The 19192-nt window shown below is 72.7% G+C and carries 16 protein-coding genes; 10 read left to right on the forward strand and 6 right to left on the reverse strand.

The window, feature by feature from the left end; all coding sequences use genetic code 11:
• Positions 1-40: 40 nt before the first annotated feature.
• The 7 genes from ACGFI9_RS00870 (at position 41) to ACGFI9_RS00900 (ending at position 9525) form a co-directional block, all read left to right on the forward strand.
• Positions 41-1717 (forward strand): ABC transporter substrate-binding protein, encoded by a 1677-nt coding sequence (locus ACGFI9_RS00870; RefSeq protein ID WP_393173432.1) that lies wholly within the window; start codon positions 41-43, stop codon positions 1715-1717.
• An 84-nt stretch (positions 1718-1801) separates the two neighbouring features.
• Positions 1802-2956, forward strand: coding sequence for an ABC transporter ATP-binding protein (locus ACGFI9_RS00875; protein WP_393173434.1), 1155 nt, complete (start codon positions 1802-1804; stop codon positions 2954-2956).
• Positions 2953-3930, forward strand: a complete 978-nt coding sequence (locus tag ACGFI9_RS00880; protein ID WP_393173436.1) for an ABC transporter permease — start codon at positions 2953-2955, stop codon at positions 3928-3930. Before ACGFI9_RS00875 ends, ACGFI9_RS00880 begins: the two co-directional genes overlap by 4 nt.
• A 3-nt stretch (positions 3931-3933) precedes the next feature.
• A complete protein-coding gene (locus ACGFI9_RS00885; protein ID WP_393173438.1) occupies positions 3934-4968 on the forward strand; it encodes an ABC transporter permease in 1035 nt (344 codons plus the stop codon).
• A gap of 55 nt (positions 4969-5023) precedes the next feature.
• Complete coding sequence (locus tag ACGFI9_RS00890; protein WP_393173440.1) at positions 5024-6031, forward strand: ABC transporter ATP-binding protein; 1008 nt, start codon at positions 5024-5026, stop codon at positions 6029-6031.
• A 46-nt stretch (positions 6032-6077) separates the two neighbouring features.
• Positions 6078-7487, forward strand: coding sequence for a GH1 family beta-glucosidase (locus ACGFI9_RS00895; RefSeq protein ID WP_393173442.1), 1410 nt, complete (start codon positions 6078-6080; stop codon positions 7485-7487).
• Positions 7488-7638: 151 nt separating this feature from the next.
• A complete protein-coding gene (locus ACGFI9_RS00900) occupies positions 7639-9525 on the forward strand; it encodes a ricin-type beta-trefoil lectin domain protein (protein WP_393173444.1) in 1887 nt (628 codons plus the stop codon).
• 61 nt (positions 9526-9586) lie between these two features.
• On the opposite strand, the gene ACGFI9_RS00905 is transcribed toward ACGFI9_RS00900, so the two are convergent.
• Positions 9587-10879, reverse strand: a complete 1293-nt coding sequence (locus ACGFI9_RS00905) for an ROK family protein (RefSeq protein ID WP_393173446.1) — start codon at positions 10877-10879, stop codon at positions 9587-9589.
• 135 nt (positions 10880-11014) lie between these two features.
• Between ACGFI9_RS00905 and ACGFI9_RS00910 the strand changes: the two genes are divergently transcribed.
• Positions 11015-12394 carry a glycosyl hydrolase family 18 protein gene (locus ACGFI9_RS00910; protein ID WP_393173448.1) on the forward strand — a complete coding sequence of 460 codons (1380 nt, stop codon included), beginning with the start codon at positions 11015-11017 and terminating at the stop codon, positions 12392-12394.
• Between the two features lie 42 nt (positions 12395-12436).
• On the opposite strand, the gene ACGFI9_RS00915 is transcribed toward ACGFI9_RS00910, so the two are convergent.
• The 3 genes from ACGFI9_RS00915 to ACGFI9_RS00925 all read right to left on the reverse strand — a co-directional run bounded on the left by ACGFI9_RS00915 (position 12437) and on the right by ACGFI9_RS00925 (position 15670).
• Complete coding sequence (locus tag ACGFI9_RS00915) at positions 12437-12757, reverse strand: TraR/DksA family transcriptional regulator (protein WP_393173450.1); 321 nt, start codon at positions 12755-12757, stop codon at positions 12437-12439.
• 307 nt (positions 12758-13064) lie between these two features.
• Positions 13065-14162 carry an LCP family protein gene (locus ACGFI9_RS00920; protein ID WP_393173452.1) on the reverse strand — a complete coding sequence of 366 codons (1098 nt, stop codon included), beginning with the start codon at positions 14160-14162 and terminating at the stop codon, positions 13065-13067.
• A 317-nt stretch (positions 14163-14479) separates the two neighbouring features.
• On the reverse strand, positions 14480-15670 hold the full coding sequence (locus tag ACGFI9_RS00925; protein ID WP_393173454.1) for a thiolase family protein: 1191 nt from the start codon (positions 15668-15670) through the stop codon (positions 14480-14482).
• Positions 15671-15810: 140 nt separating this feature from the next.
• Between ACGFI9_RS00925 and ACGFI9_RS00930 the strand changes: the two genes are divergently transcribed.
• Entirely contained in the window at positions 15811-16389 is a 579-nt protein-coding gene (locus tag ACGFI9_RS00930) for a TetR/AcrR family transcriptional regulator (RefSeq protein ID WP_393173456.1), read from the forward strand.
• 70 nt (positions 16390-16459) lie between these two features.
• On the opposite strand, the gene ACGFI9_RS00935 is transcribed toward ACGFI9_RS00930, so the two are convergent.
• Entirely contained in the window at positions 16460-17599 is a 1140-nt protein-coding gene (locus ACGFI9_RS00935; RefSeq protein WP_393173458.1) for a CaiB/BaiF CoA transferase family protein, read from the reverse strand.
• Between the two features lie 170 nt (positions 17600-17769).
• On the opposite strand from ACGFI9_RS00935, the gene ACGFI9_RS00940 reads away from it, so the two are divergent.
• On the forward strand, positions 17770-18507 hold the full coding sequence (locus tag ACGFI9_RS00940; protein ID WP_393173460.1) for a zf-HC2 domain-containing protein: 738 nt from the start codon (positions 17770-17772) through the stop codon (positions 18505-18507).
• Here ACGFI9_RS00940 and ACGFI9_RS00945 read toward each other — a convergent pair whose 3' ends face one another.
• Entirely contained in the window at positions 18508-19083 is a 576-nt protein-coding gene (locus ACGFI9_RS00945) for a sigma-70 family RNA polymerase sigma factor (protein WP_393173462.1), read from the reverse strand.
• Positions 19084-19192: the final 109 nt, after the last annotated feature.

The following is a 19192-nucleotide window of genomic DNA, read 5'->3' on the forward strand; positions in this document are numbered from 1 at the left end:
TCCCCGCCTGAGGTACGCGGGAGCACCGAGGGAGACCTCCATGAGAAGAAGGCAGTTCCTCGCCGTCGCGCTGGCCGGCGCGCTGGCCACCGGCGTCGCGGCGTGCGGCGACAGCCCGAACGCCAACAAGAAGAACGGCCAGGCGGCCACCGTGCTCAACGTCGGCATGCCGAACGGACCGCAGGCCGAGAACAACAATCCGTTCCTCACCACGTCCGCCGCCGCCTCGCTGGGCTACCGCTGGCAGATCTTCGAGCCGTTGATGATGTGGAACCCGGTCAAGCCGGCCGACCCGTTCAAGCCGTGGCTGGCCACCAAGGCCGAGTGGTCGTCCGACTACACCTCGGTCAAGGTCACCATCCGGGACAACGCGACGTGGTCCGACGGCCAGAAGGTCACGGCCGAGGACGTCGCGTTCACCTACAACCTGGTCAAGAAGTACCCGGCGCTCAACGACCAGGGCGTGCCCTACACCGACGCGACCGCGAGCGGCAACGAGGTCACGATCAAGATGTCCAGCCCGCAGTTCGTCAACCAGCAGAAGGTGCTGTGGCGGGTGCCGATCGTGCCCAAGCACATCTGGGAGAAGATCAGCGACCCGACGACCGACCCGGTCAAGCAGCCGGTCGGCAGCGGCCCGTACACCCTGAAGTCGTTCACCCCGGCCACGACGACTCTGACGGTGCGGGACAAGGGCTACTGGCAGGACCTGCCGAAGGTCAAGGAGCTGCGCTTCACGTCGTACACCGACAACAGCGCGCAGACCACCGCCCTGGCCAACGGCGAGTCGGAGTGGAGCTTCGTCTTCATCCCGAACTACCAGGCCGTCTTCGTCGCCAAGGACCAGGCCCACCACAAGGTCTGGGCGCCCCCGGTCCTGGGCATCCACGGCCTCTACCTCAACACCACGAAGAAGCCGTTCGACGACCCGACGTTGCGCCGCGCGATGAACATGGTCATCGACCGGGAGGACATCTTCACCACCGCCGAGGCCGGGTACTTCCACCCGCTGGTGAAGAGCGTGACCGGCCTGCCCAGCCCCGCCGGTGACGCGTTCGTCGCGCCCGAGTTCAAGGGCCAGGAGCACAAGGTCGACGTCGAGGGCGCCAAGGCGCTGCTCACCGGCGCCGGCTACAAGCTCGACGGCAACACCCTGAAGGACAAGACCGGCAAGGCGGTCACGATCAAGCTGACCGACCCGGCCGGCTGGTCCGACTACCAGACCAGCCTCGAGATCGTGAAGGACGGCCTGTCGAAGATCGGCATCGCCGCCACGGTCGACAAGGCCAACCAGGACGCCTGGTTCCGCAACGTCGAGCAGGGCAACTTCGAGGCGACCTTCCGGTGGACCGAGGGCGGCGCCACGCCGTACGACATCTACCGGACGATCATGGACGGCCGGCAGCTCAAGCCGATCGGCACCGCCTCCCCCGCCGGCAACTTCGGCCGCTTCAACAGCAAGGAGGCGACCGACGCCCTGGTCGCCTACGCCAACGCGACCGACGACGCCGCCCGCACCACCGCGATGAACACCCTGCAGAAGGTCTTCGTCGAGCAGATGCCGATGATCCCGGTCGGCGCGGACAACATCGGTGGCGCGTACAGCACGAAGAACTGGACCGGCTGGCCGGACGACTCGAACCCGTACGGCGCCATGCAGCCCACCCAGCCCAACGCGCTGGACGTGGTTCTGCACCTGAAGCCCGCCAACGGCTGACCCCGGCGCCGCCTCCCCGGCCGGTCCGGCCGGGGAGGCGGCGGCCACGCCCATCACATGGCAACCCCCAGACAGGAACTCGGCATGACGTTGAGCGAGAGCGCGGCGCCGGCCGACGAGGTGGTGCTGGAGGCCGTCGGCCTGACCAAGCACTTCCCCGTCCGCCGACGGCTGCGTGACCTCATCTCCCGGACGCCGGCGGTCGTGCACGCCGTCGACGACGTGTCGTTCGCGCTGCGTCGCGGCCAGGTGACCGCGCTGGTCGGGGAATCCGGCTCCGGCAAGTCCACGGTGGCCCGGCTGCTGGCCCAGATCTACCCCCGCACCGCCGGCGACATCCGGCTGCACGGCAGGTCGACCAGGGTGCGCGGCGGTCGCCCGTTCCGGGCGTACGTGAAACGGGTCCAGCTGATCCTCCAGGACCCGTTCGCGTCCTTGAACCCGGTGCACACCGTCCGCTACCACCTCACCCGATCGCTGCGGATCCACGGCAATGCGGGCCGGACCGCCGAGGACCTGGACAAGGCCCTCGCCGACCTGCTCACCCGGGTCCGCCTCACCCCGCCCGAGCGCTTCCTGGACGTGTTCCCGCACGAGCTCTCCGGCGGCCAGCGGCAGCGCGTCGCCATCGCCCGGGCGCTCGGCGCCAACCCGGAGGTGCTGCTCGCCGACGAACCCGTCTCCATGCTCGACGTCTCGATCCGCCTCGGCGTGCTCAACCTGCTCCAGGACCTCAAGGAGCGGCTCAACCTCGCCATCCTCTACATCACGCACGACATCGCCTCGGCCCGCTACTTCGCCGACGAGACGATCGTGATGTACGCCGGCCGCATGGTCGAGGGCGGCGACAGCGAGACCGTCACCCAGCAGCCGGCCCACCCGTACACCCGGTTGCTCATCGGGTCGGCGCCCGACCCCGACCGCATCACCGGTGACGGCGCCGACGAGACCGCCGGGAAGGACCGCGGTCAGGGCGAGCCGCCGAGCCTGATCCGCCCGCCCACGGGCTGCCGGTTCCATCCCCGCTGTCCGCACGCCATGCCCCGCTGCACCGCGGACCTGCCGCCCCGGCTGACCATCGCCGACCGACCCGGCCACTGGGCCGCGTGCTGGCTCTACGACCCGGCCACCGTCGTCGCCGCCGACGCGCCCGGCTCCGCCGTTCCCGACGCCGACCGGACCGGGCCGCCAGCGCCGGCCGCGCAGGAAGGCGCCGCCACCCTGGGTGAGGCACGATGAGATTCCTCCTGCAGCGCATGGCCTTCTACCTGTTCACGGCGTGGGCGGCGATCACGCTCAACTTCTTCATCCCGCGGCTGGTGCCGGGCGACCCCGTGCAGTCCCTGATCTCGCGCAACCAGGGCCGGATCAGCGCCGACGCGATCCAGTCGTTGCGCGTGCTGTTCGGGCTGGACAAGAACGAGAACGTCTGGGAGCAGTACCTCGACTACTGGAAGCAGCTCTTCCACGGCGATCTCGGGCTGTCGTTCACCTTCTTCCCGACGCCGGTGTCCACGGTGATCGGCGACAGCCTGCCGTGGACGGTGTGCCTGGTGGGCATCACCACGATCGTCAGCTTCCTGCTCGGCACCGCGCTCGGCGTCGGCGCCGGCTGGCGGCGCGGCTCTTGGATCGACGGGCTGCTGCCGGCCACCACGTTCCTGTCCTCGATCCCGTACTTCTGGCTGGGTCTGGTCGCCATCGCCGTGTTCACCGGGCCGGGGAGCTTCTTCCCCTCCTCCGGCGGCTACGAGCCGGGCCTGGTGCCGGCGTTCGACCAGTACTTCATCCCGAGCGCGATCCAGCACAGCGTCCTGCCCGCCGCCACCATCCTGGTCTCCTCGATGAGCGGCTGGATCCTCAGCATGCGCAACATGATGGTCACCGTCTCGTCGGAGGACTACATCACGGTCGCCCACGCGAAGGGCCTGCCGGAGCGCCGGGTCGCCCTCAGCTACGCCGCCCGCAACGCGCTGCTGCCCAACGTCTCCGGCTTCGCCCTGTCGCTCGGGTTCATCGTCGGCGGCACGCTCCTGGTGGAGATCGTGTTCTCCTACCCGGGCCTCGGCTACCAGCTCTTCCAGGCGGTCGGCTACAAGGACTACCCGCTGATGCAGGGCATCTTCCTGATCATCACGATCTCCGTGCTGGTGGCGAACCTGCTCGCCGACGTCGCGTACCTGCTTCTCGACCCGCGCACCCGAAAGAGCTGAGCGATGGCAATCTCACCGTCGAGCATCGAACAGGTCATCCCCGGCCAGGGGGCGATGGCCCAGCCGTCGGCCGCGCCGGGCCGGGCGAAGCGGCGCCGGTTCCGGTTCCTGGCCAACGCCAAGGCCGCGACCGGCGTGGTGATCCTGGCCGTCTACGGCCTCTTCGCGGTCATCGGGCCGTGGGTGGCGCCGTACGACCCGGACGCCCGCAGCGGCGACGTCCTGCAGGCGCCCTCGGCCACGCACTGGTTCGGCACCACCCACCTCGGGCAGGACATCTTCAGCCAGATCCTGGTCGGCGCGCGCAGCGTCATGGTCGTGGGCCTGATCGCCGGGGTGCTGGCGACGATCCTGTCCATCCTCATCGGCGTGACGGCCGGCTATCTCGGCGGGGCCGCCGACGAGGGGCTGTCGGCTCTGTCCAACGTGTTCCTGGTCATCCCCGCGCTCCCGCTGATCATCATCGTCACGTCGATCGTCGAACAGGCCAGTGACACGCTGGTCGCGCTGATCATCGGCTTCACGTCGTGGGCGTGGGGCGCGCGCGTGCTGCGCGCGCAGACGCTGTCGTTGCGCCGCCGGGACTACGTCGAGGCGGCCCGGGCCACCGGCGAGCGGACCGGGCGGATCATCCTGTTCGAGATCCTGCCCAACCTGACCGCGATCATCGCGTCCGGCTTCGTCGGCACGGTCATCTTCGCGGTCATGTCCGAGATCACCCTGGCCTTCATCGGCATCTCGTCGGTCTCGTCCTGGAACTGGGGCACCATCCTGTTCTGGGCGCAGGGCCAGCAGGCCCTGGCGCAGGGCGCCTGGTGGTGGTTCGTGCCGGCCGGGCTGGCCATCGCGCTGCTCGGCACCGCCCTCGCGCTGATCAACTTCGGCATCGACGAGTTCGTCAGCCCCCGGCTGCGCAGCAGCGGCCGGACCCGGATCCGCACCGCCGACGGGCGGACGGTACGGATGCGGGTCGGCTTCACCCCCGTGCTGGCCCCGGCCCGCACGGTCCCGGCTCCCCGGAAGGAGGTCGCCCCGTGAGCGCGAGGAGTGCAGCGAAGCGGAGCCCCGCAGTCGCGAACCAAGGAGGGCACAAGTGAGTGATCCCGTCCTGGAGATCCGCGGGCTCCGCGTCGACTACGGCCTCGGCGACCAGGCGGTGCACGCGGTCCGCGACGTCGACCTGACCCTGCACCGGGGCGAGGTGCTCGGGCTGGCCGGGGAGAGCGGCAGCGGCAAGTCCACCCTGGCGTACGGGCTGACCCGGCTGCTGCCGCCGCCGGGCGTGGTCAGCGGCGGTCAGGTCATCTACCACCCGGACGACGGCCCACCGGTGGACGTGCTGGCCCTGAGTCCGGCGCAGCTGCGGCAGTTCCGCTGGGCGGAGACCTCCATCGTGTTCCAGGGGGCGATGAACTCGCTCAACCCGGTGCACCGGATCTCCACCCAGCTGCTCGACGTGATCAAGGCGCACGAGCCGAGGAGCACGGCGGCGGCCCGGCGGGACCGGGCACGGGAGCTGCTGCGCCTGGTCGGCATCTCCGCCGACCGGCTGGACAGCTACCCGCACCAGCTCTCCGGCGGGATGCGGCAGCGCGTCATGATCGCCATGGCGCTGGCGCTGGAACCGCAGGTCGTCATCATGGACGAGCCGACCACCGCGCTGGACGTGGTGATGCAGCGGCAGATCCTCGGGCAGCTCGCCGAGCTGCGCGAGCGGCTGGGCTTCGCGGTCCTGTTCATCACCCACGACCTGTCGCTGCTGGTCGAGTTCTCCGACCGGATCGCCATCATGTACGGCGGCCGGATCGTCGAGGAGGCCCCCGCCGCGCAGCTGTACGGGCGGGCCCTGCACCCGTACACCGACGGGTTGCTGCACTCGTTCCCCGCGCTGCGCGGCCCGCGCCGTGAACTGACCGGCATCCCCGGGTCCCCGCCGGACCTGCGCGCCATGCCGGACGGCTGCGCGTTCCACCCGCGCTGTCCGAAATCGTTCGGCCCGTGCGACAAGGAGTTGCCGCCGCTCGGCCCGCCCGGCGGGGGGCACCCGGACCGGGCCGTCGCCTGTTGGCTGCATCCGGCCGCGGCGCCGCTCCCGCGCTGACCACCACCGCCCGACCGACCCACCCGCACGACTTGCGAGGAGAACCATGGACACCGACCTCACCAGCCCTCCCGTCGGGCAGGCCGACCCGATCGACACTCTGCCGCCGACCTTCCGGTGGGGGGTGGCGACGTCGTCGTACCAGATCGAGGGTGCGGTGGCCGAGGACGGCCGCACGCCGTCCATCTGGGACACCTTCTGCCGCGTCCCGGGGGCGGTGGCGAACGGCGACACCGGCGACGTGGCCTGCGACCACTACCACCGGATGCCGCAGGACGTCGCCCTCATCGCCGACCTGGGCCTGGACACATACCGGTTCTCGGTGGCCTGGCCCCGGGTGCAGCCGGGCGGGCGCGGCCCGGCCAACCCGGCCGGCCTGGCCTTCTACGACCGCCTCGTGGACGAGCTGCTCGGCCGGGGCGTCGACCCGTGGGTGACCCTCTACCACTGGGACCTGCCCCAGGAGCTGGAGGACGCGGGCGGCTGGCCGAACCGGGACACCGCGTACCGCTTCGCCGACTACGCGGAGCTGGTCTTCGCCGCGCTCGGCGACCGGGTGAAGACCTGGACCACGCTGAACGAGCCGTGGTGCTCGGCGATGCTCGGCTACGCCTACGGCAACCACGCGCCGGGCCGGCGCGACCTGGGCGACGGGATCGCCGCCGCGCATCACCTGCTGCTCGGGCACGGCCTGGCGGCGCAGCGGCTGCGCGCGGCGGCGGGCACGCCGATCGAGCTGGGCATCACCCTCAACCTGGCCCCCGCCGATCCGGCCACCGACTCCCCCGCCGACCGGGACGCGGCGCGGGCGGCCGACGGGCTGGCCAACCGGCTCTACCTGGACCCGCTGTGCCACGGCCGCTACCCGGAGGACGTGGTGGCCGACCTGGCCGCCGAGGGGGTGCGGATCCCGGTCGAGGACGGTGACCTGGCGGTCATCTCCACCCCGATCGACGTGCTCGGGGTGAACTACTACTTCGGGCAGCTGCACTCCGGGGTGGACGAGCAGGGCCGGGAGCGCGACGAGCAGGGCCGGCCGGTGCGCCGGGTGGTCCCGCGGGACCTGCCGCGCACCGCGATGGACTGGGAGATCGTGCCGGAGTCCTTCACCGACCTGCTGGTCCGGCTGCACCGGGACTACCCGGGCCTGCCGCTGGTGATCACCGAGAACGGCGCGGCGTTCGAGGATCGGCCGGACGCCGACGGGTTCGTCGCCGACGACGACCGGGTGGCGTACCTGACCGAGCACCTGCGGGCGGTGGCCCGGGCCCGGCAGGCCGGTGCCGACGTGCGCGGCTACTTCGCCTGGTCGCTGCTGGACAACTTCGAGTGGGCGTACGGCTACGACAAGCGGTTCGGCATCGTCCGAGTGGACTACGACACCCAGCGGCGCACGCCCAAGCGCAGCGCGCACTGGTACCGCGACACGGTCCGGCGGGTGCGCGGGGAACGCTGAGCCGGCCTCGGCGCGGCCGCGCGGGAGCATCCCGGGCGGCCGCGCCGACCTGCCCTCGGGCGGCTCGTCGGCGCTTTTTTCATGCCTTGACATAAGCAGGTGTGAGGGGTTTTCTCATTCGCGGATGTCGATTCATTCGAAGGGAGCATCCGTGTCCCCCACCACCACCCCCCGCCTCGCCGGCCGGGTCGCCCTGGCGCTCGGCCTGGCCGCCGGCACCCTCGCCCTGTCCCCGCCCCCGGCCGCACAGGCCGCCGGGGAGACCGTCAACATCTGGCTCACCACCACCTCGGACTCCGGCGGCCGGACCGTCACCCGGGGGCTGCAACAGCAGAGCCCGGTGAGCTTCGCCGCGTCCAGCCCGGGTGCCACGCACACCATCACGGTCGACGAGAACACCCGCTACCAGCAGTTCGAGGGCGCCGGGGCGTCCATCACCGACACCACCGCGTATCTGCTGCGCGGTGGCCCGGTCAGCGCGGCCACCCGGGACGAGGTGATGCGCCGGCTGTTCAGCCCGACCGACGGCATCGGCCTGTCGTACGTGCGCAACCCGGTCGGCGCCTCGGACCTGTCCCGCCCCGGCAACGTCTCCCTCGACGACACCTGCTGCGACCTGAACGACTTCGGCAGCAACGGCTACAACACCGACGTCGAGCTGCTCACCGCGCAGGCGAAGCAGCTCAACCCGGCGCTGCGGGTGATGGTGGTGCCGTGGAGCGCGCCCGGGTGGATGAAGGACAACGGCCGGATGGACCAGATGGGCTGGCTCAAGTGGGAGTACTACGCCACCTACGCCCAGTACTTCGTCAAGACCATCCAGGCGTACGCGGCCCGCGGCGTGAAGGTCGACTACGTCTCGCTGCAGAACGAGCCGAACTGCTGCCAGGCGAGCAACCCCACCGCCATGAACTACCCCGGGATGAGCTGGAACTCCTCCGGCCTCGTCGAGCTGACCAAGAACTTCGTCTACCCGGCGTTCCGCAACGCCGGCATCACCACGAAGGTCCTGGTGCACGACTGGAACTACGGCGACTACGGCACCATCGGCTCCGGCCTGCTCGCCGACAGCGCGGTCCGCACCGACCCGCTCTTCGGCGGGATCGCCTGGCACGGCTACTGGGGTGACCCGGCCGTCGGCAGCCAGGTCCACAACCAGTACCCGGCCGTGTCCCAGTTCAGCACCGAGCACTCGGGCGGCACCTGGATCGCCAACCAGCACAACGAGGACATGGCCGACATCGTGACCTACGCCCGGAACTGGAGCCGGAGCGTGGTCAAGTGGAGCCTCGCGGTCAACCAGAACATGGGCCCGCACAACGGCGGCTGCGGCACCTGCACCGGCCTGATCACCGTGCACGAGGGCGATTCCCGCGCCGGCCAGGTCGACTACACGATCGAGTACTACACCACCGGGCACCTGACCAAGTTCGTCAAGCCCGGGGCGTACCGGATCGACTCCACCGCCAACGGGGTCGTGCAGAACGTCGCGTACCGCAACCCGGACGGCAGCAAGGCGCTGCTCGCGCACAACGGCGGCACCTCGGCCCAGTCGGTGAAGGTGGTCTGGGGTGGACAGTCCTTCACCTACACCCTGCCGGCCCGGACCACCGCGACGTTCACCTGGTCGGGCAGCCAGTCCGGCGGCGGCGCGCCGACCGGCCTGATCACCGGCATCGGCGGCAAGTGCCTGGACGTCACGGACAACGCCACCGCCGACGGCACCCCGATCCAGATCTGGACCTGCTTCGGCGGCCCGAACCAGCAGTGGACCCGGGCCGCCGACGGCACCCTCCGGTCGCTGGGCAAGTGCCTCGACGTCTCCGGCGGCGGCACCGCCGACGGCACGAAGGTGCAGCTGTGGACCTGCAACGGCACCGCCGCCCAGCAGTGGGTCTGGACCTCCGGGCGGGATCTGGTGAACCCGCAGGCGAACAAGTGCCTCGACGTCACCGGCAACACCTCCGCCGACGGCACGAAGACGCAGATCTGGAGCTGCACCGGCGGCGCGAACCAGAAGTGGACGCTGCCGTCCTGAACCGGGGCCGGGCCGGCGCCACGACGCCGGCCCGGCAGTTCAGCGGGCCCGCGCCCGGGACTCAGGAGGTCCGCGACCGCCCGCGCAGCGGGCCCGCACCGGGCAGCTCGGGACTGCGCGCCGGCCGCGCCACCGCCGGGGTCACTCGGGCGACCGGTTCGCGCGGCACACCGCCGTCGCGCAGCAGCCGGGCCATCGGCAGGGTGGCCGCGCCCATCGCGACGGCGTCCGGTCCGAGCCGGCACAGCTCGATCGAGGTCTGGGCGTACGGCTGGCGCAGCGCATGCCGGGCGGTGGCCTCCCGGATCTGCGGCAGGTAGCGCTCGCCGAGGGCGAGACCGGCCCAGCCGCCGAGCACCACCCGCTCGGGGTTGAAGAGGTTGACCAGGTTCGCCACCCCGGCCCCGAGGTAGCCGACCGTCTCGTCGAGCACCTTGGCGGCGGTGCGGCTGCTGGCGCGCAGCAGCTCGCCGAAGGCGGTCTCCTCGTCGCCGCCGGCCGCCGGGCGACCCCGGTTGGCCAGCCGGAACCGGTCGAGAACGCCTTCGGCCCCGACGTACGCCTCCAGGCAGCCGAGGTTGCCGCAGCGGCAGCGGCGGCCTCCGTACACGATGGTGGTGTGGCCCCACTCGCCGGCGCTGCTGTGCGCGCCGCGGTAGCCGACCCCGTCGGCGACCACGCAGGCACCCACGCCGGAACCGACCAGGGCGACCACGGCGTGTCGCACGCCCCGGCCGGCGCCGAACCACATCTCGGCCTGGCCGAGGGTCTTCGCGCCGTTGTCGACGTGGACGGGGATGTCGGTGCCGGCGCGCAGCATCGCCCCGAGCGGCACGCCGTCCCAGCCGAGGGTCTGCGCGTGCACGACCGCGTCGGCGGTCCGCTCGACGGTGCCGGAGACGGCGACGCCGAAGCCGAGCACCGCCGCGGGGTCGACGCCGGCCTGCTCGACCACCGCGTCGAGGCCGTGCAGCAGGTGACGGGCCACGTCCTGCGGGTCGGGCCCGGCGGCGGCGATCGGGTACTCGGCCTTGGCGAGCGCGGTCATCGCCAGGTCGAAGAGTTCCACCTGGACCCGCGTCTCGCCGACGTCGGCGCCGACCAGGTAGCCGTAGCCGGGGGCGACCCGCAGCAGCACCCGGGGGCGCCCGCCGTCGGACTCGACCGAGCCGGCCTCCTCGACCAACCCCTCGCCGATCATCTCGCCGACCAGGTTGCTCACGCTGGCCAGGCTCAACGCGGTGGTCTGCCCCAGCTCGTGCCGGCTGAGCGGGCCGTCCAGCCAGATCCGGCTGAGCAGCACCGACCGGTTGGCCCGGCGCATGTCCCGCACCGTGGTGCGTCTGGCGTCCACGTCCTGCGCGTCCTCTCCCCCACCCGCCGCCGGCGGCCGTGTTCACACCCTGAACCAAGTGCTGACAGAGTACTGCGCATTTACATTTAACAAAGTTAACTGATAACCTCCGGCGCATCGATGAGGAGGTATGTCATGCGACTTAGACGCGGGTTGACCGCCCTGCTCGGCGGCACCGTGCTGCTCGCCGGCGCCGCCCTGCCGGCCGTCACCGGCCTCGCCGCGAGCGCCGGCACCACCGCCCTGGTGTCCTGTGCCGGCGTACCGGCCTGGGCCGAGGGGGTCACCTGGACCGCCGGCAGCAAGGCCACCTACGCCAACCGGCTCTACCAGGCGCTGCAGACGCACACGCCGCCGGTCGGCGCCGGCTGGACCCCGCCCGCCACCCCGGCGCTCTGGACCGACCTCGGCGCCTGTGACGGCGGCGGCACCCCGTCCCCCACCCCCACCACGTCCTCGCCCTCCCCCACGCCGTCGCCCACCCGATCCCCGTCGCCCACGCCGTCGCCGACCCCCACGTCCTCGCCGTCGCCCACGCCGACCTCCTCGCCGGGTGGGACCACCTGCGCGCTGAAGCCCCGGCCGGCGGGGAAGGTGCTCCAGGGCTACTGGGAGAACTGGGACGGCGCGGCCAACGGGGTGCACCCGGGACTCGGCTGGATCCCGATCACCGACCCGCGCATCCCCGGCCACGGCTACAACGTGGTCACCGCCGCGTTCCCGGTGATCCGGTCCGACGGCACGGTGCTCTGGGAGGACGGCATGGACGCCGGAGTCAAGGTGCCCACCCCCGCCGAGATGTGCCAGGCCAAGGCCGCCGGCCTGACCATCCTGCTCTCCATCGGCGGCGCCACCGCCGGCATCGACCTGAGCTCCAGCGCCGTCGCCGACCGGTTCGTCGCCACCGTGGTGCCGATCCTCAAGAGGTACAACTTCGACGGCATCGACATCGACATCGAGACCGGCCTCACCGGCAGCGGGAACATCAGCCAGCTGTCCACTTCGCAGGCCAACCTGGTCCGGATCATCGACGGGGTGCTGGCCCAGATGCCCGCCGGCTTCGGGCTCACCATGGCCCCCGAGACCGCGTACGTCACCGGCGGCAGCGTCACCTACGGCTCGATCTGGGGCGCGTACCTGCCGATCGTCAAGCGGTACGCCGACAACGGCCGACTCTGGTGGCTGAACATGCAGTACTACAACGGCAGCATGTACGGCTGCGCCGGCGACTCGTACTCCGCCGGCACCGTGCAGGGCTTCGTCGTCCAGTCCGACTGCCTCGACACCGGCCTGGTCGTGCAGGGCACCACCATCCGCGTCCCGTACGACAAGCAGGTGCCCGGCCTGCCGGCGCAGTCCGGCGCCGGTGGCGGGTATATGGCGCCGTCGTCGGTGGCGCAGGCGTGGAACACCTACCAGGGCCGCCTCAAGGGGCTGATGACCTGGTCGATCAACTGGGACGGGTCGAAGGGCTGGACCTTCGGCGACAACGTCAGGACCCTCCAGGGCCGGTGAGGCCGGCGGGGCCCCGCAGGCGCGCGGGGCCCCGCGCCCGGGTCAGCCCTGCTTCTGCTGGCAGGGTACGCAGAAGCGGGCGTGCGGCAGCACCTCCAGGCGCTCCGGCGGGATCGGCGTCCGGCACCGCTCGCAGGTGCCGTAACCGCCCTCGGCGATGCGGCGCAACGCGTCACCGATCTGCCCCAGGCTCTGCCGGGTCGCGGCGATCATCGCGGCGCGGGTGTGTGCCTCGCCGGGGTCGCCGGTGTCCGCGGTCAGTTCGGTCAGCCGGACGGTCTGCGCCTCGAACTCGCTGGTCAGGGTGGTCCGCAGTCGCGTGAGCCACTGCTGGTCGACGCCGCCTCGGATGTCGGTGCCCATGTCGGATCCTTCCTCGGAAAAAGAAAAAGGGCCGAAGCCGGATGGCTTCGCCCTGGTGGCCGTGCGCGGGATTCGGGTGCGAATCTGCGGCGGGCCACGGTCCGTGGGGATCGGACTCGGGAGGCCGTGGACGGGCGCGGCGGCGGAACGGGGGTGCCGGGCAGCGGCCGGCGCCACCGCGGTGACCACGGTGGAGATCGGCTGCCCGGACGGGAACATCCGCCCACCATAGGCGTCCGCGGGCGGGGAGCCAAGGCATTTGCCGCAGCGGCCGCGGGGAACGGCGACCGGGCCGTCCGCCCGCGGGTCAGTGGGCCGTGGTGGTCGGCCCGGAGGGAGCCACCCAGGAGGGGTGCGCCGCGACGAACGAGGCGACGTCGTCCACCTTGACCGCGTGCATCAGCTCCATGCTGGTCGGGCTGAGGATCTCGGCGCTGCCCACCCCGGGGACCGACCGGCTGTTGAAGCTGCCGCCGTTGGTCTTGATGGTGGTGATCGCGTCGGCGTTGATCCCCCGCATGGCGAAGGCCCAGTCCTCCAGCGGGATGCCGCCGTCGTCGACGGTCATGGTCTTGCCGACCGCCGACAGTAGTCCGGGCAGCTTCGTCGGCGAGTTCAGGCCGTCGGTCATCACCTGGTGCAGCACCGCCTTGAGGAACTGCTGCTGGTGGCGCTGCCGGCCGTAGTCGTAGTCGTGGTTGGCCAGCAGGTCCCGCTGCCGGACGAAGTCCAGCGCCTCCGCCGGGTTCAGGCAGTGGTTGCCCTTGGTGTAGATGTTCGGGGTGACGCCGGGGATGCGGTGGTTCACCGTGCCGTCAGGGTTGATCTTGTACGGACCCGCTGGCTTGCCGTCCTTGTCGTGCCCCACGTGGATCGAGGTGGTGGTCTCGTCGACGTACAGGCAGACCTTGCCGAGGACCTGGACGATCTGCTTGAACCCCTGGAAGTCGATGATCCCGCCGGCGTCCGGGGTGATCCCGGTGAGGTCGCGGATGGTCAGCGCCAGCAGCTCGAAGCCGTGCGAGAGCGCCGCCGGCCCGCTCAGCCCCCGGCTGCCGAAGGCGAAGGCGGCGTTGATCTTGTTCTTCCCGCCCCGGAACGGCGTGGCGCCGTTGTCGTACGCGGGGATGTCGACCAGCGAGTCGCGCGGCAGCGAGACCAGGTACGCCTGGCTGTGGTCGGCCGGGATGTGCACCAGGATGATCGAGTCCGAGCGGATGAGCTGGCTGGCGTCCTGGTGCGGGCGGGTGTCGACCCCCACCAGCAGGATGTTCTTCGCGCCGGTGATGGTCCGGTGCTGCCGGGGGGCCGCGGCGGCGCCGAGCAGGTTCTGCTGGGTGACCTTGCTGGTGGCGGCGTGCAGCAGGAACTGGCTGCCGCCGAGCGCCACGCCGCTGAGCGTCATCAGCGTCGCGCCGACCGCCAGGCACCACCGCGCCCAGCCGGGTGCCCGCCGGCGCGCCGGGCGCGCGCTAGGGGCCGGCGGGACGGGCCGGCCGGGGTGGTCGGAACGCACGGGGGCGTGCGGCACGGGGTGCCTCCTGCGGACGGGGTGCCAAACCGGACCAGCGTAGGCGCTCGGCGGTCCGGGCGTCTGCCCCGCGTGGCTGTGAATCGGCTGGACGCGGGATCGCTTTCCGCCTTGTTCAGCAGGAGATCCGCCACCGGTAACCGGACCGTCATCCCACCGGTACCGACGAGCGCGCGCCCGATCGGAATCGGTCAGGCGTCCAGCCGCTCGATGATCGTGGCGTTGGCGGTGCCGCCGGCCTCGCACATGGTCTGCAGGCCGTACCGGCCGCCGGTGCGTTCGAGGACGTGCAGCAGGGTGGTGGCGAGCCGGGCCCCGCTGGCCCCGAGCGGGTGGCCGATGGCGATGGCGCCCCCGTCGACGTTCACCTTCGCCGGGTCCGCGCCGGTCTCGGCGAGCCAGGCGAGCACGACCGAGGAGAACGCCTCGTTGACCTCGAACGCGTCGATGTCGGCCAGGCGGAGGCCGGCCCGGGCGAGCACCTTGGCGGTGGCCGGGATGATGCCGGTCAGCATGAGGATCGGGTCGTCGCCGACCACCGTCGCGGTGTGGATCCGGGCACGGGGCCGCCAGCCGCGCCGCCGCGCGGTCTCCCCGGTGGTGAGCAGGAGCGCCGCCGCGCCGTCGTTGAGCGGGCTGGAGTTGCCGGCGGTGACCTTCCAGTCGATCTCGCCGAAGCGGGTCGTCCAGTGGTCGGCGGCGAACGCGGGCGGCAGTTCGGCGAGCCGTGCCACGGTGGTGTCGGGCCGGATGGTCTCGTCCATGGCGAGGTCGACGCCGGGCAGCGGGGCCACCTGGCCGGCGAACCGCCCCTGCCGCCAGGCCTCGGCCGCCCGCCGGTGGCTGGTGGCGGCGTACTCGTCGAGCTGGGTGCGGGACAGGCCCCACTTGCGGGCGATCAGTTCGGCGCTGACGCCCTGCGGGACGAGGCCCCCGGGGTAGCGCGCGGCGACGGCCGGCCCGGCGAAGTCGGTCCGGACGCCGTCGACGACGGCGGCGCTGCCGATCGGCACCCGGCTCATCGACTCGACCCCGGAGGCGACGACGATGTCGTACGCCCCGGCGACCAGGCCCTGGGCGGCGAAGCTCAGTGCCTGCTGGCTACTGCCGCACTGCCGGTCCACCGTGACGCCGGGGACCGACTCGGGGAACCCGGCGGCGAGGGCGGCGAGCCGGGTGGTGTTGGTGCTCTGCTCGCCGACCTGGGCGACCGTCCCGCCGATCACGTCGTCGATCTCGACCGGGTCGAGGCCGGGCACCCGGGCCACCAGGCTGCGCAGCGCGTGCGCGTGCAGGTCGACCGGGTGCACGTCGGGGTACGCCCCGCGCCTGGCCCGACCCACCGGGGTCCGTACCGCCTCGACGATCACCGCGTCCCGCATCGCTGCCTCCCGAGCGTTGAATCGGACCGATCGGTCCGGGACCGAGTGGTCCGATACTGCGCCGCCCGCGTGGCGTAGGTCAATCGCTGGCGGACCGATCGGTCCGTTATCCTCGCCACAGACGACGGGAGGGAGGAGCCATGGCGCGTACCGCCGCCCCGGGCAGCCGGGAGCGGATCCTGCGCACCGCCGGCGAGCTGTTCTACCGGCACGGCGTGCGGGCCGTCGGGATGAACCAGGTGATCGACGCCGCCGGGTGCGGCAAGAACCTGCTCTACCGGCACTTCCCGAGCAAGGACGACCTGGTGGCCGCGTACCTGCGGGCCTGCCGCCGGGAGCGGGACCGGTCCTCGGCGCAGGCCACCGCGGCCCTGGCCGACGACCCGGCCGCTCGGCTGCGCGCGCTCGTCGCCGAGGTCGCCGCCACCGCGACCCGACCGGACTTCCGCGGCTGCGCGTTCCGGCTGTATCTCGCCGAATTCCCCGGGCACGAGGGCGAGCCGGCCCGGCTGGCCCGGGACTACCTGCGCGACACCCGCGCCGAGATCGACGAGCTGGTGGCCCGCCTGGACGTGGCGGACCCCGGCCAGCTCGCCGACCGGATCTGGCTGATCGTGGAGGGGCTCTACGCCAGCGCCGCCCGGACCGACTCCGGCCGGACCTCGGCCGCCGCCACCCGGCTCATCGACGACCTGCTCGCGGCGGCGCTGCCGGGCTGAGCGCTCATCCCGGCGCCCGGCTCCGCGGCACGGCGGCCCGAGTCGCCGCGCCGCTGAGCCGTTCGCCCGCTCACTCGGCGGCCAGCCAGGCGCGGATCTCCGCGCCGTGCGCGTCCAGCTCCGGCGGCGGCAGGTGGTAGCGCGGCGGAGTCGCCGAGAAGCCCACCGGGTGCCGCACCCCGGGCACGCCGTCCACCTCGACCACCGGGTCGAGCCCCAGCTCCCGGGCCAGGGCGACCCCCCGGTCCAGGGTGTTGATCGGGCTGCACGGCACCCCGGCCGCCCGCAGCTCCCGGAACCACTCCGCGCCGCCGCGCCGGACCAGCCGGTCGACCAGGAGCGGACGCAGGACGTCCCGGTTGGCCGTGCGGTCCTGGTTGCGCCGGAAGCGCGGGTCGTCGGCCAGTTCCGGCACGCCGAGGACCTCGCAGAGGGTACGGAACTGCCGGTCGTTGCCGGCGATCACGACCAGCTCGCCGTCGGCGGTGGGCAGCGGCTCGTACGGGAAGATGCTCGGGTGGGCGTTGCCCATCCGCAGCGGCACCACCCCGGCGGCGACGTGCGCGCTGGCGTGGTTGACCAGCCCCGACAGCGCCGAGGAGAGCAGGTCCACCTCGACGTGCTGGCCGACACCGGTCCGCTCGCGGTGGCGCAGCGCGGCGAGGATCCCCACCGCCGCGTGCAGGCCGGCGATCACGTCGAACACCGCCACCCCGGCCTTGTACGGCGGGCCGTCGGCGTCGCCGGTGAGGCTCATCAGCCCCGACGCCGCCTGCACCATCAGGTCGTACCCGGGCAGGTCCGCGCCGGCCGCGGCGCCGAAGCCGGTGATCGAGGCGTACACGATCCGGGGGTTGGCGGCGGCGACCCCGGCGTGGTCGAGGCCGAACCGGCGCAGCGCGCCCGGCCGGAAGTTCTGGATCATCACGTCGGCGCGCCGCGCCAGCCGCCGGGCCAGCACCAGGTCGCCGGGGTCGGCGAGGTCGAGCACCACGGACCGCTTGTTGCGGTTGACGCCCAGGTAGTAGGTGGCGACGCCGTCGCGGACCGGGGGCGCCCAGGTGCGGGTGTCGTCGCCGCCGGGGCTCTCCACCTTGACCACGTCGGCGCCGAGGTCGGCGAGGAGCATGGTGGCGTACGGCCCGGCGAGGATCCGGGAGAAGTCCGCGACGAGCAGGCCGGTCAGCGGCCCGGCCGAACCCTCCCCCATGCGCACCCTTCCTTCCGGTCGGCACGGCGCACACCCGACACGGGTGGAGGCACCACAATGTCACACGGTCAGCGGCCGTCGGCGCGGCGGCCCGGCGCGGTCGTCGGGGACGAGCCGGGTTTCCGGGCGCCGCCGGGAACCGGGCGGGCGACTCCGACGACTACCCGTACATGGCGTGTGAGCAGTGGCGGGAGATCCTGTCGGCGCAGCTGGACGGGGAGGCGACCCGGTCCGAGGCGGCGGCGGCCGAGCAGCATCTGGCGGGCTGCGCCGGCTGCCGGGCCTGGCGCGAGGCGGCGGTGGCGGTGACCCGGCGGGCGCGGACGCACGCGGTGCCGGAGCTGCCCGACCTCGTGGACGTGGTGCTCGCCGCGGCACCCCCGGTACGGCGGCCCTGGCGGGTCCGGGCGGCGGTCGGGCTGCGCACCCTGCTGGGGTTGCTGGGCGCGGTGCAGCTGGTGCTCGGCCTGACCCAGGTCGGCCGGAACACCGTCGCCGATCACCTGCACGCCTCCGGCCAGCACCTGTGGCACGAGTCCGCCGCCTGGAACGTCGCCGTCGGCGCCGGCTTCCTGGTCGTCGCGGTACGCCGCTCCACCCCGGCGGGGTTGCTGCCGATGCTCAGCGCCTTCGTCGCCACCCTGGTGCTGCTGTCGGTGAACGACCTGATCACCGGCCAGGTGGCGGTGCCACGACTGGTCAGCCACGGGGTCCTGCTGGTCGGCTGGGTGGTCATGATGGTGCTCTCCCGGCCCCGCTGGCGCCCGGGCGGCACGCCGCCGCAGCGGGGTCGCTCGTCCGGCTCCCGCTGGTCACTGCGGCTGGAGGAGCAGCCCGAGCCGGCACCCCTGCGGCTGCTGCCACCGGCCCCCTACTCCGCCCAGGCCCGCGACCGCCGGGCCGCCTGATCAGACCACCCGGAGGCTCCGGGCCGGGCGGTTGTCGCCCTGCCACGCGGCCACCAGGTCCTCCCGCGCCCGGGCCACCCGGGACCGGATGGTGCCGACCGGGCAGCCGCACACCTCGGCGGCCTCCGCGTACGACAGCCCGACGACCTGGGTGGCGACGAACGCCTCCCGGCGTTCGGGCGCGAGCCCGGCGATCAGCCGCCGGAGGGCCACCACGTCGTCGCTGCTGGCGGTGACCGCGCCGGCCGTCTCGACGGCGGCCTGCCAGTCCGGCAGTGCGGCCACCCGGGGCCGGGCCGTCGCGGCCCGGACGTGGTCGACGGCGACCCGCCGGGCGATGGTGAAGATCCAGGTCCGGGCCGAGGAGCGACCGGCGAAGCCGGGCAGGCTCCGCACCGCGCGCAGGAACGTCTCCTGGGTCAGGTCGTCGGCCTCGGCCGGGCCGGCCAGGTGGGCGAGGAACCGCCAGACCGGGCCCTGGAGGGCCCGGACGAAGGCCGCGGCGGCCTGCTGGTCGCCCCGGCCGGCCCGCTGCGCCCAGCGGGTCACCTGGTCGTCGTCCGTCTCGGCGGTCATCCGACCGGCCGCCGTCGTCGGCTCCCGCTCATGATCGACGGTACGGAGCGTGGGGTCGCTCGGTTCATCCCCCGGTCCTCCTCCGGCCTCGCGTCGCTCGGGCCCGCCG

The organism is Micromonospora sp. NPDC048930 (assembly GCF_043197935.1).
Lineage (GTDB): Bacteria > Actinomycetota > Actinomycetes > Mycobacteriales > Micromonosporaceae > Micromonospora.